Annotated in this window: 12 protein-coding genes; 10 read left to right on the top strand and 2 right to left on the bottom strand. The window is 65.3% G+C overall.

The features are described from left to right. Positions 1 to 61: 61 nt before the first annotated feature. The 8 genes from cmk (at position 62) to galU (ending at position 8469) form a co-directional block, all read left to right on the top strand. Positions 62 to 733 carry a (d)CMP kinase gene (gene cmk / locus ACYVD7_RS08535; RefSeq protein WP_460761620.1) on the top strand — a complete coding sequence of 224 codons (672 nt, stop codon included), beginning with the start codon at positions 62 to 64 and terminating at the stop codon, positions 731 to 733. 170 nt (positions 734 to 903) lie between these two features. After that, complete coding sequence (rpsA, locus tag ACYVD7_RS08530) at positions 904 to 2592, top strand: 30S ribosomal protein S1 (protein WP_460761618.1); 1689 nt, start codon at positions 904 to 906, stop codon at positions 2590 to 2592. A gap of 174 nt (positions 2593 to 2766) precedes the next feature. Then, positions 2767 to 3069 (top strand): integration host factor subunit beta, encoded by a 303-nt coding sequence (locus ACYVD7_RS08525; protein ID WP_460761614.1) that lies wholly within the window; start codon positions 2767 to 2769, stop codon positions 3067 to 3069. 115 nt (positions 3070 to 3184) lie between these two features. Continuing rightward, complete coding sequence (locus tag ACYVD7_RS08520; RefSeq protein ID WP_460761611.1) at positions 3185 to 3448, top strand: lipopolysaccharide assembly protein LapA domain-containing protein; 264 nt, start codon at positions 3185 to 3187, stop codon at positions 3446 to 3448. A gap of 4 nt (positions 3449 to 3452) precedes the next feature. Next, positions 3453 to 4628, top strand: coding sequence for a lipopolysaccharide assembly protein LapB (gene lapB, locus ACYVD7_RS08515; RefSeq protein WP_460761609.1), 1176 nt, complete (start codon positions 3453 to 3455; stop codon positions 4626 to 4628). A 3-nt stretch (positions 4629 to 4631) separates the two neighbouring features. After that, positions 4632 to 5639: an MraY family glycosyltransferase gene (locus tag ACYVD7_RS08510; protein ID WP_460761605.1), complete on the top strand. Its 1008-nt coding sequence runs from the start codon at positions 4632 to 4634 to the stop codon at positions 5637 to 5639. Next, entirely contained in the window at positions 5636 to 7549 is a 1914-nt protein-coding gene (locus tag ACYVD7_RS08505; RefSeq protein ID WP_460761603.1) for a polysaccharide biosynthesis protein, read from the top strand. Before ACYVD7_RS08510 ends, ACYVD7_RS08505 begins: the two co-directional genes overlap by 4 nt. After that, positions 7549 to 8469: a UTP--glucose-1-phosphate uridylyltransferase GalU gene (galU, locus tag ACYVD7_RS08500; RefSeq protein ID WP_460761600.1), complete on the top strand. Its 921-nt coding sequence runs from the start codon at positions 7549 to 7551 to the stop codon at positions 8467 to 8469. The genes ACYVD7_RS08505 and galU overlap by 1 nt, the downstream gene beginning before the upstream one ends. Before the next feature lie 23 nt (positions 8470 to 8492). On the opposite strand, the gene ACYVD7_RS08495 is transcribed toward galU, so the two are convergent. Beyond that, a complete protein-coding gene (locus ACYVD7_RS08495) occupies positions 8493 to 8921 on the bottom strand; it encodes a hypothetical protein (protein ID WP_460761598.1) in 429 nt (142 codons plus the stop codon). A 50-nt stretch (positions 8922 to 8971) separates the two neighbouring features. Here ACYVD7_RS08495 and ACYVD7_RS08490 point away from each other — a divergent pair, with 50 nt between their 5' ends. Then, positions 8972 to 10267 (top strand): NAD(P)/FAD-dependent oxidoreductase, encoded by a 1296-nt coding sequence (locus ACYVD7_RS08490; RefSeq protein ID WP_460761595.1) that lies wholly within the window; start codon positions 8972 to 8974, stop codon positions 10265 to 10267. Between the two features lie 95 nt (positions 10268 to 10362). Then, positions 10363 to 10701 (top strand): tRNA-binding protein, encoded by a 339-nt coding sequence (locus ACYVD7_RS08485; RefSeq protein WP_460761592.1) that lies wholly within the window; start codon positions 10363 to 10365, stop codon positions 10699 to 10701. A 123-nt stretch (positions 10702 to 10824) separates the two neighbouring features. Here ACYVD7_RS08485 and ACYVD7_RS08480 read toward each other — a convergent pair whose 3' ends face one another. Continuing rightward, positions 10825 to 12033, bottom strand: coding sequence for an acetyl-CoA C-acyltransferase (locus ACYVD7_RS08480; RefSeq protein WP_460761589.1), 1209 nt, complete (start codon positions 12031 to 12033; stop codon positions 10825 to 10827). Between the last annotated feature and the right edge of the window lie 16 nt (positions 12034 to 12049).

Genomic DNA, 12049 nt, shown 5'->3' with positions numbered 1-12049 from the left:
GCCGAGCTGTCCGGAGATGGCGACTGAAGCCAGGTCGGGCGCCCCCATCCATAATGCCCGGATGACCGACACCATCCCCGTACTCACCATCGACGGCCCTTCCGGTTCCGGCAAGGGCACCATCAGCCGCCTTGTCGCCCAGCGGCTTGGCTGGCACTACCTCGACTCGGGTGCCCTGTACCGGGCGGTTGGGGTCGCCGCGGGTTGGGGGGCGATTGACCTCGATGACCACGCCGCGCTGGTGCGCTGCACCTTCGACACCCGGGTCGAATTCCACGACGACGGCCGCGAACTACGGGTCCTGGTCAACGGCCAGGACGCGACCGACGAGCTGCGCACCGAAACAGCCGGCGCCGCCGCCTCGGCCATTGCCGCCATCCCCGAAGTCCGGGCGGCCCTGAAGGACCGCCAGCGTGCCTTCCGCCGGCTCCCCGGCCTGGTGGCTGACGGACGGGACATGGGTACCGTCATCTTCCCTGACGCCGCCCACAAGGTTTTCCTGACCGCCAGCGCCGAGGAAAGGGCCGAAAGACGCTATAAGCAGTTGATGGAAAAAGGAGTTTCGGTTACATTGAGCGGTCTGCTCCGGGAGATTCTCGCCCGCGATGCCCGTGACGCCCAACGCTCCGTGGCGCCGTTGAGGCCGGCCGATGACGCCGTCCGCATCGATACCACCGGTCTCGGGATCGAAGCGGTCGTCGAACAGGTCCTGGCTTTGTTGCCCGGGCACTGAACGGGTCGTTTTTCGCAGCAGACAGGCCTCATCGCAATCCTGCGATGGGATTTCCATCCATTGGCAAGGCATTCCGCCCTGCCGCACAACGGGTGGGTCGCCGGACTTTGGCGGGCTTTTACCAGCCCACGTCCCCTCCGCGATCCGTGTGTCCAACTGAGTATTTTTCAATGACCGAATCATTTGCCGAACTGTTTGAACAGAGCCAGACCAACCTGGCGAAGCTGAAGCCGGGCTCCATCGTCATCGGCACCGTCGTGGAAGTCCGCGGCGACGTCGTGGTGATCAACGCCGGCCTCAAGTCCGAAGGCATCGTGCCGATCGAACAGTTCCGGAACGACGCTGGCGAAATCGACGTCGGCGTGGGCGACGAAGTCAAGGTCGCCCTCGACTCCATCGAGAATGGCTTTGGCGAAACCGTGCTGTCGCGCGAGAAGGCCAAGCGTTCGATGGTGTGGGACGAACTGGAAGAGGCCCTGCAGGCCAACGCCACCATCACCGGCCGCATCAGCGGCAAGGTCAAGGGCGGCTTCACCGTCGACATCAAGGATGTCCGCGGCTTCCTGCCTGGTTCGCTGGTCGACGTGCGCCCGGTGCGCGATTCGTCGTACCTCGAAGGCAAGGAACTCGAGTTCAAGCTCATCAAGCTGGACCGCAAGCGCAACAACATCGTCGTCTCCCGCCGTGCGGTGGTCGAGAGCGAGCATTCGGAAGAGCGCGAGCAGCTGCTTGAGAAGCTGGTCGAGGGCGCCGTGCTGAAGGGTGTGGTCAAGAACCTCACCGACTACGGCGCGTTCGTCGACCTCGGCGGCATCGACGGCCTGCTGCACATCACCGACATGGCGTGGAAGCGCGTGCGTCATCCGTCCGAAGTCGTGGAAGTCGGCGCAGAGCTCGACGTCCGCGTGCTCAAGTACGACAAGGAGCGCAACCGCGTTTCGCTGGGCCTCAAGCAGCTGGGCGAGGATCCGTGGGACAACATCGCCCGTCGCTACCCGGCCAACACCCGCGTGTTCGGCAAGGTCTCCAACGTCACCGATTACGGCGCGTTCGTCGAGATCGAGCCGGGCGTCGAAGGCCTGGTGCACGTCTCCGAGATGGATTGGACCAACAAGAACGTCAACCCGGGCAAGATCGTCCAGGTCGGCGACGAAGTGCAGGTCATGGTCCTCGACGTGGATGAAGAGCGTCGCCGCATCTCGCTGGGCATGAAGCAGGTCACCAGCAATCCGTGGGAAACCTTCTCCGTGCTGCACAAGAAGGGCGACAAGGTGTCGGGCCAGATCAAGTCGATCACCGACTTCGGCATCTTCATCGGCCTGGACGGCGGCATCGATGGCCTGGTCCACCTGTCGGACATCAGCTGGAACACCACCGGCGAAGACATCGTGCGCAACTTCAAGAAGGGCGACACGCTGGAAGCCGTGGTGCTGGCCGTTGATCCGGAGCGCGAGCGCATCTCGCTCGGCGTCAAGCAGCTGGAACAGGACCCGATGGGCACCTACGTGGCGACCAACGCCAAGGGCTCGATCGTCAAGGGCATCGTGAAGGAAGTCGACGCCAAGGGCGCCACCGTCGAACTCGACGGCGGCATCGAAGGCTACATCTCGGCCCGCGACATCTCCCACGACCGCGTGGACGATGCCAGCAAGGTGCTGAAGGTCGGCGACGAGATCGAAGCCAAGATCGTGGGCACCGACCGCAAGGGTCGCAGCATGCAGCTGTCGATCAAGGCGAAGGACCAGGCCGAGCAGGCCGAAGCCCTGGCCGATTACAACCGTGCCGCTTCCGACGCTTCCAGTGGTACCACCAAGCTGGGTGCGCTGCTGCGCGAACAGCTGGGCAACAAGGGCGAGTAATCGCCCCGGTTGAGGTAAGTTGTTGATACAACGAAGGCGGCCCGGAATCCCGGGTCGCCTTCGGTATGTAAGGCGGTCCGGCATCCGGTGGCGACTCGCGCCGATGCAGGATCGATGTAAGGAGGGCGCAATGGGGTGCGTCCGCCGGCAAGTCAGGGGAGTTCAAGCCACGTCATGACCAAGTCCGAACTGATCGAGATCCTGTCGCAGCGTCAGGCGCACCTGAAGGGCGACGACGTGGATCTGGCGGTGAAGGCGCTGCTCGAAATGATGGGCGGATCGCTGTCCACCGGGGAGCGGATCGAGATCCGTGGCTTCGGCAGTTTTTCCCTGCATTTCCGCCCGCCGCGCCTGGGCCGTAACCCGAAGACGGGTGAGTCGGTCGCGTTGCCGGGCAAGCATGTCCCGCACTTCAAGCCGGGCAAGGAACTGCGCGAGCGCGTCAGCGACGTGGTTCCCATCGACGAAGAAGATTGAGGCCCCAGGCCTCCGGCAAGCGCACGCCTGCCTGGGTGGTTTGTGCATCGCATCAGAGCGATGCGTCCGTTAAGCTAACGCATGCACGACGACGGAATGCCGTCCGGAGGACGTCATGCGCCTGATTCGCCTGTTCATTGCCGTGGCCTGCATCGCGCTTGGCGCGATCGTGGGTGCGCTCAATCGCCAGACGGCGATCATCGATTTCGGCCCGGTCCAGCTCTCCACGACGCTAGGCGTGGCACTGCTGGTTGCGCTGCTGCTCGGTGTGCTGCTCGGTGGACTGGCCATCGCCGCCAGCGTGGTGTTGCCGTTGCGTCGCCGCGTCGCGCGCGCCGAGCGCCAGACGTCGTCCACCGCCGCCAAGCCAGGGCCCTGATCGGATGGAATTCATCAACGAGTGGTTCTGGTTCTTCCTGCTGCTGCCCATCGCGGCGGTCAGCGGCTGGGTGATCGGGCGCCGCGGTGGCGAGCGCCATAGCGACAGCCAGGTAAGCAAGCTCTCCACGACTTATTTCCGCGGCCTGAACTACCTGCTCAACGAGCAGCCGGACAAGGCGATCGAACTGTTCCTGCACATCGCCGAACTGGACAAGGACACCTTCGAAACCCAGGTCGCACTCGGACACCTGTTCCGCCGACGCGGCGAAGTCGATCGCGCGATCCGCCTGCACCAGGCGCTGGTGCAGCGTCCCGGGCTGAGCGACCAGCAGAAGGTGCAGGCGCTGCTTGCATTGGGCGAGGACTACATGCGCTCGGGCCTGCTGGATCGCGCGGAGACCGTCTTCAGCGATCTGGTTGCCTTGGACATGGCGCCGCTGGCACTGAAGCACCTCATCGGCATCTACCAGGCCGAGCGCGACTGGGGCAAGGCGATCGAGAACGCGCGCCGCTTTGAAGCCGCCACTGGCGAGCCGATGGGCAAGCTGGTGGCGCAGTTCGAATGCGAACTGGCCGACCGTCATCGCTCAGCCGGTGAAACGGATGCCGCCCGCGAAGCCGTCGCCCGCGCCTACGAGGCCGATGCCAACTCGGTGCGTGCCGGCATGATCGAGGGACGCATCGAGCTGGATGCCGGCAATGACGCAGGCGCCATCCGATCATTCGAACGCGTTGCCCGCAACGATCCGGACTACCTTCCCGAAATCCTGCCGTCGCTGTTGTCGAGTTACGAACGTGTCGGAGATGGTCCCGGTGCACGCGCGTTCCTCGCGGAGATGTGCGAGCACTACCGTGGCATCTCGCCCGTGCTCGCACTCACGCGGATGGTGGAAGCCGATGAAGGCGTCCCCGCGGCACGCGCGTACCTGGCCCGGCAACTCAAGGATCGTCCGTCGGTGCGCGGCGAAGCGGCATTGATCGACCTCACCATCGCCGAAGCGGCGGATCCGCTGGCGACGCTGCACGACCTCAAGCACATCACCGACCAGTTGCTGGTACGCAACCCGAGTTACCGTTGCACGCGATGCGGTTTCGGTGCGCGCAGCCACCACTGGCAGTGTCCGAGCTGCAAGGAATGGGGCACTGTGAAACCGCTCTTGAACTATGCGGTGGTGTGAGGAATGACGTTCTGGCTGTTCCTCAATTTCACCATCGCCTTCATCGGTACCTGGCTGGCACGTCGTTACGCGCTGCAACGCAACCTGGTCGACCATCCGGGCGAACGCAGGGCGCATGTCGTGCCTACGCCGCGTGGCGGTGGCATCGCGATTGTCGTCGCACTACTGGTCGCTACCTGCGCGCTGGCCTGGCGCTATCCGCAGCAGATCGTGTTGCTCGCGGCCTATCTGATTGGCATGGTCGCGGTGGCCGCGATCGGCTGGCTGGACGACCACCGGCCGTTATCCGCCTGGGTGCGACTGGGCGTACAGGCGATTGCCGCGGGTGTGCTGGCACTGGGCGTTGCCGCGACCTGGGGTGACCTGTTGCTGGCGATTGCCGCGTTTGTTGCAGTCATGGTGTTGACCAACGTCTGGAACTTCATGGATGGCATCGACGGTATCGCTGCCAGCCAGGCCGCATTGGTGGCCGGTGGATTGTCGGTGCTGGGCGGCGGAGCTTTCGCATGGCTGGGTTTGGCGCTCGTCGCCGGGTGTCTTGGCTTCCTGCCTTTCAACTTTCCCCGGGCACGGATATTCCTCGGCGATGTCGGCAGCGGTGCATTGGGTTTTACCCTTGCTGCGCTGCTGATTGTGGCGGCGGCAGGGATGCCGCGCTTCGCCTGGCTGCTGTTGCTGTTGCCGCTGTCGGCGTTCCTCGTCGATAGTGGATTGACGCTGGCTCGACGCGTGTTGAGGGGAGAGCGCTGGTGGACTGCACATGCCCAGCATGCCTACCAGGCATGGGCCGCGCGGTCCGGCACTCACGCCATCGTGACGTTCGCATACGCAGGCTGGACGGCGGTTGCGTGGCTGCTGGCATGGGGGCTGCAGTCACGACCAACGACGCAGGCGAAGGGAATTGCGTTGGCCTGGCTGGTATTGGCAATGGCGCTCTGGTGGGCGTTGCAATACTCCTGCCGGCCCGGAAAGATCAGAATCCGGACTGAACTGGAAAAGGACGGGGAATGAGTTCCTGGCTCGAACGATGGAAGAACGCTCTGCCGCGCCAGGCCGTGATCATCCATGACCTGACAATGGTCTGGCTGGTATGGCAGGGCCTCCACCGGCTGCGTTGGGGCATCGTCGCGCACCCGCCCGAAATTCCCCTGTGGTCGACCGAAATCGCCCTCGTGCTGGCGGCGCAGGGCCTGGTGTTCTGGCAGATCGGCCTCTATCGCGGCCTGTGGCGCTTCGCGAGCGTTCCGGACCTGTGGAACATCTTCAAGGCCTGCGTGCTCGGTCTGTTCGCGATCGTGCTGGGCCTGTTCCTCTACAACCGCCTGGACATGGTCCCGCGCACCGTGCTGGTCCTGTATCCGCTCGGGTTGATGGCGATGCTGGGTGCGCCGCGTCTGCTCTATCGCGCGTGGAAAGACAGCCGGTTGGAAAGCGGCAACAAATCCGCGAGCGTGCGTACGTTGATCCTCGGCGCCGGCCGCGCGGGTGAGGCACTGGTCCGCGACCTGCGCCGCGTCGGTACCTACCACCCGGTGGGCTTCCTGGATGACGCCTCCGTCCTGCGCGGTAGCAAGGTGCAGGGCGTGCCGGTGCTCGGCAAGGTGCAGGACGTCGCGGAAATCGCCCGTGAGACCGCAGCCAAGCTGCTGGTGATCGCGATGCCGTCGGCGGATGCGAGCCAGCTCCAGCGCGTGCTCGCCGCGTGCGAGCGCACTGGATTGCCATTCCGGATGGTGCCGCGCCTGCAGGACATGCTCGAAGGCCGATCGCTGCCGGGTGAACTCAAGGAAGTCGCGATCGAGGACCTTCTCGGCCGCAAGCCGGTGATGCCGGACTGGAAGGCGATCCGCAGCTGGTTGGGCGCACGCACCGTGCTGGTCACGGGGGCAGGTGGTTCGATCGGTTCGGAGCTGTGTCGCCAGTGCGCGCGTCACGGCGCACGCCGCATCGCGCTGGTCGAGATCGACGAACTCGCACTGACCACCACGGAGTCGCTGCTGCGCCGCGACTTCCCCGACCTCGAATACATCCCGGTGCTGGGTAACTGCGGCGACCCGGCAGTGATCAAGTACGCCTTGCGCCTGGCCGAACCCGACGCCGTGTTCCATGCCGCCGCATACAAGCAGGTCCCGCTTCTGGAAACCCAGCTGCGCGAGGGCGTGCGCAACAACGTGCTGGCGACGGAAACCGTCGCGCGGGCCTGCCGCGACAATGGCGTGGGTACCTTCGTGCTCATCTCCACCGACAAGGCCGTCGATCCCATCAACGTGCTCGGCGCCACCAAGCGCCTGGCGGAGATGGCCTGCCAGTCGATGGCTGATCGCCGCTCCACGCGCTTCGTAACGGTGCGCTTTGGCAACGTGCTGGATTCGGCTGGCAGCGTGGTTCCGCTGTTCCGCGAGCAGATCCGCACCGGTGGCCCGGTGACCGTCACCGACCCGGAAGTCACCCGCTTCTTCATGACGATCCCCGAAGCCTGCCAGCTGATCCTGCAGGCCTCCGCTATCGGCACGCACGAAGCGATCTATACGCTGGACATGGGTGAGCCCGTGCCGATCCGCATGCTGGCCGAGCAGATGATCCGCCTTGCCGGCAAGCTGCCGGGTCGCGATATCGCCATCGTCTATACCGGCTTGCGTCCCGGCGAGAAGTTGCACGAAACGCTCTTCCACGCCGACGAGCGTTACCGCCCCACTGCGCACCCGAAAATCCTCCAGGCCGAGCCACGCCAGGTATCCGCGGTCAACCTGGAAAGCGCGATTGCGCAGATGCGTGATGCCTGTTCGCGCTACGACACCGAGGCACTGGCTGCCTTGTTGCGCGCGACCGTGCCAGAATTCCAACCCATCGGTGAGCATGGGCCGTTGCAGACCGCATCGACCGTGGTTGCCTTCCCAACTCGCAATGCCAGGAAGGTTTGATGTCCCGGGGTGTCAGTAAGCAAGGCCGCATCCGCACGGCCGTTTTCCCAGTGGCCGGACTCGGTACGCGCTTCCTGCCGGCAACCAAGACCGTGCCCAAGGAAATGCTGCCGATCGTCGATCGGCCGCTGATCCAGTACGCGGTCGATGAGGCCGTCGAAGCGGGTTGCGAAACCCTGGTGTTCGTCACCAATCGCTACAAGCATGCGGTGGCGGACTATTTCGACAAGGCGTATGAGCTGGAGCAGAAGCTCGAGCGTTCCGGCAAGACCGAGCAGCTCGAACTCATCCGCAATGTCCTGCCGCGCGGCGTGCGCGCCGTGTTCGTCACCCAGGCCGAAGCGTTGGGGCTGGGCCACGCGGTGTTGTGCGCCAAGCCCATCGTCGGCGACCAGCCTTTCGCGGTGCTGCTTCCTGACGACCTGATCTGGAACCGGGGCGGCCCTGGCGCGCTGAAGCAGATGGCGGACGTGGCTGAGGCCTCCCAGCAGAGCGTCATTGCCGTGCAGGACGTGCCGCGCGAGCAGACCAGCAACTACGGCATCGTCGCGACCCAGACCTTCCAGAACCGGCAGGGCCGGATCACGGCAATCGTCGAAAAGCCCAAGCCCGAGGTCGCGCCGAGCAACCTCGCGGTCGTTGGCCGCTACGTGCTGAGTCCGCGGATCTTCGAGCTGCTGGAATCCACGCAGCCTGGCGCCGGCGGCGAAATCCAGCTCACCGATGCCATCAGTACGCTGCTGGCGGAGGAGACGGTCAACGCTTACCGCTTCCAGGGCACGCGTTTCGATTGCGGCACGCACCTCGGGCTGATCGAAGCGACCATCCGCTACGCGCTGGACCACGAGAAGCTGAGTGACTCGGCCCGCAAGCTGATGCAGAACGCGCTGGACGAACTTGGCGTCGAAGACCTCGAGTAAGTCGCTGTTGGCGTGGTGCCGAGCTAGCTGAAGCGCCACCAGGACCAGATCGCCCAAACGATCAGCAGACCGGCCAGCGCGAGTACCGCCGAGCCCGCCAGTTCCACCTTGCGTGCCCAGGCGAGCGCCGCTGCGTCGCGCAATACGCGTACGTCGCGCAAGGTTTTCCATTCTGCCGGCGGGAAGCGGCCCTGCAGGCGCGAGGCAAGCCCGATCTGCCGCAGGTTCAGGCCCAGTGCGATCGCCGGCATCGACAGACCGATGCCCAGTCCGGCGAGCAGCATGCGCACCCATTGTTTCGCGGTCTGCGGGTCCACCCGATCCAGGCGCGTGGTGAGGTCCTGCAGCCACGCCTGCAGCAGCCACAGCAGCACGGCGCACAGCACCGTGATGCCAGCCAGCAGCCACAGGGCGCGCTTGCGATAGGCTTTATCGGCGCGATGGATTTCCAAGGACGCGACCTCTCGTGGACCGTTGCCATCAAACCCGCTGAGTGCCCGCGATGTCCAGACCACCCGTCAGCTATTACCGCGCTACCGTCACAGAACGGGCCCCGTCGCCCCCGCTTGCGGGAAAGCGCGTCGCGAAGGTCTGCATCGTCGGCGGCGGTTTCGCTGGTCTGAACACCGCGTTGGGCCTGGCTGAGCGCGGTGTCCGCGACGTGGTCGTGCTGGAGTCCGATGAGGTCGGACACGGTGCGTCCGGACGCAATGGCGGCTTCGTCTTCGGCGGCTTCTCGCGCGGCGAGGACGCCCTGCTGCGCGAACTGGGCCCGCATCGCGCCCGCGCCCTGTATGCAGGAACCACCGATGCCGTCGCACTGATCCGTCGCCGCATCGACCTTCACGGCATCGACTGCGACGTGAGCGATTCCGGCGTGATCTGGGCCAACTGGTTCCGCGACCAGCAAGTGCTGCGGTCACGCCAGAAGCTGCTGGCCGACAATTACGGCGTCGACTGGCAATGGCTTCCGCAAGAGGAACTCCGCCAGCGCCTCAGGACCACGCGATACCACGACGGCCTGTTCGAGCCGGACGCTTTTCACTTCCACCCGCTCAAGTACGCCCGTGGGATTGCCGCGACGGCCGTGGGGCAGGGCGTGTCGGTCTTCGAGGGCAGCCCGGTCGTATCGCTGGATCGGGCCGGCGCCGGGTGGCGCGTACGCACGCCGACGGGCGAGGTCGAAGCCGAGCAGGTCGTGCTGGCCTGCGGCGGTTATCTGGCCGGATTGCGGCGCAAGGTCGATGCCGGCGTGTTGCCCATCGCGACCTACGTCATGGTCACCGAGCCATTGGGATCGCGGATGGACGAGATCATGACCACCCGTAGCGCGGTGTACGACACGCGTTTCGCCTTCGACTACTACCGGCCGCTCCCGGACTCGCGGCTGCTCTGGGGTGGGCGGATCTCGATCCTGGATCGCGCGCCGGATGCCGTCGAGCGCCTGCTGCGAAGTGACCTGCTCAAGGTATTCCCGCAGCTGGACGGCGTGCGCGCCGACTTCGCGTGGTCCGGACTGATGAGCTACGCGCGCCACCAGATGCCGCAGATTGGTCGCATCGACGAAGGGCTGTGGCTGGCCCAGGCATTTGGCGGGCATGGGGTGGCGCCGACGACATTTGCCGGTGAGGTGGTTGCTTCCGCCATCGCCGAAAACGACTCCCGCTGGCGCGAATTCGCCGACTACGGGTTGGTATCCGCGCTCAAGCCCGCCGGCTTCGTCGGTGCGCAGCTCAGCTACTGGTGGGCGGAGTTCAAGGATGCGTGGAAAGCGGTGCGCGAAGGTCGCGACCACTGACTCTGCCGATGGCGCGACGGCGTTCCAATGGCGATGACGCTGCGGAATCGACGGCGGGTCACCATGTCACCCGCCAAATTGATCGGGAACATGAAGTGGAAACGCCGACCATCGAGTGGAAAGACTTCGAGAAGGTGATGCTCTGTGCAGGCACCGTCCTGCGCGTGGAGCCGTTTCCCGAGGCCAGGAAACCCGCCTGGAAGCTGTGGGTGGATTTCGGTCCGCATGGCGTTCGCAAGACCAGCGCGCAGGTGAAGGCGTTGTATGCCGCAGACGAACTGGTGGGACGCCAGATCGTCGGGGTCATCAACTTCCCGCCAAAGCAGGTGGGCCCGTTCGTATCGGAGTTCCTGCTGACCGGGTTCCACACTGACGAAGGCGTGGTGATCACGACCATCGAGCGCGTGGTGCCCAATGGCGCCCGGATGGCCTGATGCGGCAGGCGCGCGGCCTCTGCGGGATGGCAGTCCATGACAAAAACGGCCCCGCGGGGCCGTTTCTGCTTTTGTCGAGAACGCGTCCGCAAGCGATCGCGGAATCATGGAGTCACCGCACGATCACAGTGCTTCGAAGATCCCCGCCGCACCCATGCCGGTGCCAATGCACATCGTCACCATGCCGTACTTGAGCTGGCGACGGCGCAGGCCGTGCACGATCGTCGCGGTGCGAACCGCGCCGGTCGCGCCGAGCGGATGGCCCAGGGCGATGGCGCCGCCGAGCGGATTGACCTTCGACGGGTCGAGTTCGCTGGTGCGCATCACCGCCAGCGCCTGCGCGGCGAAGGCTTCGTTGAGCTCGATCCAGTCGAGCTGATCCTTGGTCAGGCCAGCCTGCTTGAGTGCCTTCGGAATCGCCGCGATGGGACCGATGCCCATCACTTCCGGACGCACACCCGCGACCGAGAAACTGACGAAGCGCGCGAGCGGGGTCAGGCCGTAGTCCTTGATCGCCTGTTCCGATGCCAGCAGTACCGCGCCGGCACCGTCGGACATCTGCGAGCTGTTGCCGGCCGTGACCGTGCCGCCGAACTGGCCGTTGCGGAACACCGGCTTGAGCTTCAGCAGGCCTTCGAGCGAGGAGTCCGCGCGCGGACCTTCGTCGATTTCCACCAGCGACTTCTTCAGGCGGATGGTGTTGCCGGCAAGGTCCGGCAGGTGGGAAACGACTTCATACGGCGAGATTTCCGAGGTGAACTCGCCAGCCTGGATCGCTGCGATGGCCTTCTGGTGCGAGGCGAGGGCGAACGCGTCCTGGTCCTCGCGCGAGACCTTCCATTCCTCGGCGACCTTCTCGGCGGTGATGCCCATGCCATAGGCGATGGCGACGTTCTCGTTGTTGGCGAACACGCTGGGCGACAGTGCGACCTTGTTGCCCATCATCGGCACCATCGACATCGATTCGGTGCCGCCGGCCAGCATCAGGTCGGCGTTGCCCAGGCGGATCTGGTCGGCCGCCAGCGCGACGGCCTGTAGGCCCGACGAGCAGAAGCGGTTGATCGTCTGCGCGGCGATGGTGTTGGGCAGGCCCGCCAGCAGCACGCCGATGCGCGCCACGTTCATGCCTTGCTCGCCCTCGGGCATGGCGCAGCCGATGATGGCGTCGTCGATGCGGTTGACGTCGATGCCCGGCGCCTGCGCGACCACGCTGCGCAGCACGTGCGCGAGCATGTCGTCAGGGCGGGTATTGCGGAACACGCCGCGCGGGGCCTTGCCGACCGGAGTGCGGGTGGCGGCGACGATGTAGGCGTCTTGTACTTGTTTGATCATGGAATTACTCCGAATG

The sequence above is a fragment of the Lysobacter fragariae genome, from assembly GCF_054779775.1.
The sequence above is the reverse complement of the archived record's forward strand: the minus strand, read 5'-3'. Positions and strand labels throughout refer to the sequence as shown.

What these genes read in the sequence shown, in the direction of transcription:
- cmk (WP_460761620.1), top strand. Translation starts at nt 62, where the DNA reads ATGACCGACACCATCCCCGTACTCACCATCGACGGCCCTTCCGGTTCC.
- rpsA (WP_460761618.1), top strand. Translation starts at nt 904, where the DNA reads ATGACCGAATCATTTGCCGAACTGTTTGAACAGAGCCAGACCAACCTG.
- ACYVD7_RS08525 (WP_460761614.1), top strand. Translation starts at nt 2,767, where the DNA reads ATGACCAAGTCCGAACTGATCGAGATCCTGTCGCAGCGTCAGGCGCAC.
- ACYVD7_RS08520 (WP_460761611.1), top strand. Translation starts at nt 3,185, where the DNA reads ATGCGCCTGATTCGCCTGTTCATTGCCGTGGCCTGCATCGCGCTTGGC.
- lapB (WP_460761609.1), top strand. Translation starts at nt 3,453, where the DNA reads ATGGAATTCATCAACGAGTGGTTCTGGTTCTTCCTGCTGCTGCCCATC.
- ACYVD7_RS08510 (WP_460761605.1), top strand. Translation starts at nt 4,632, where the DNA reads ATGACGTTCTGGCTGTTCCTCAATTTCACCATCGCCTTCATCGGTACC.
- ACYVD7_RS08505 (WP_460761603.1), top strand. Translation starts at nt 5,636, where the DNA reads ATGAGTTCCTGGCTCGAACGATGGAAGAACGCTCTGCCGCGCCAGGCC.
- galU (WP_460761600.1), top strand. Translation starts at nt 7,549, where the DNA reads ATGTCCCGGGGTGTCAGTAAGCAAGGCCGCATCCGCACGGCCGTTTTC.
- ACYVD7_RS08490 (WP_460761595.1), top strand. Translation starts at nt 8,972, where the DNA reads ATGTCCAGACCACCCGTCAGCTATTACCGCGCTACCGTCACAGAACGG.
- ACYVD7_RS08480 (WP_460761589.1), bottom strand. Translation starts at nt 12,033, where the DNA reads ATGATCAAACAAGTACAAGACGCCTACATCGTCGCCGCCACCCGCACT.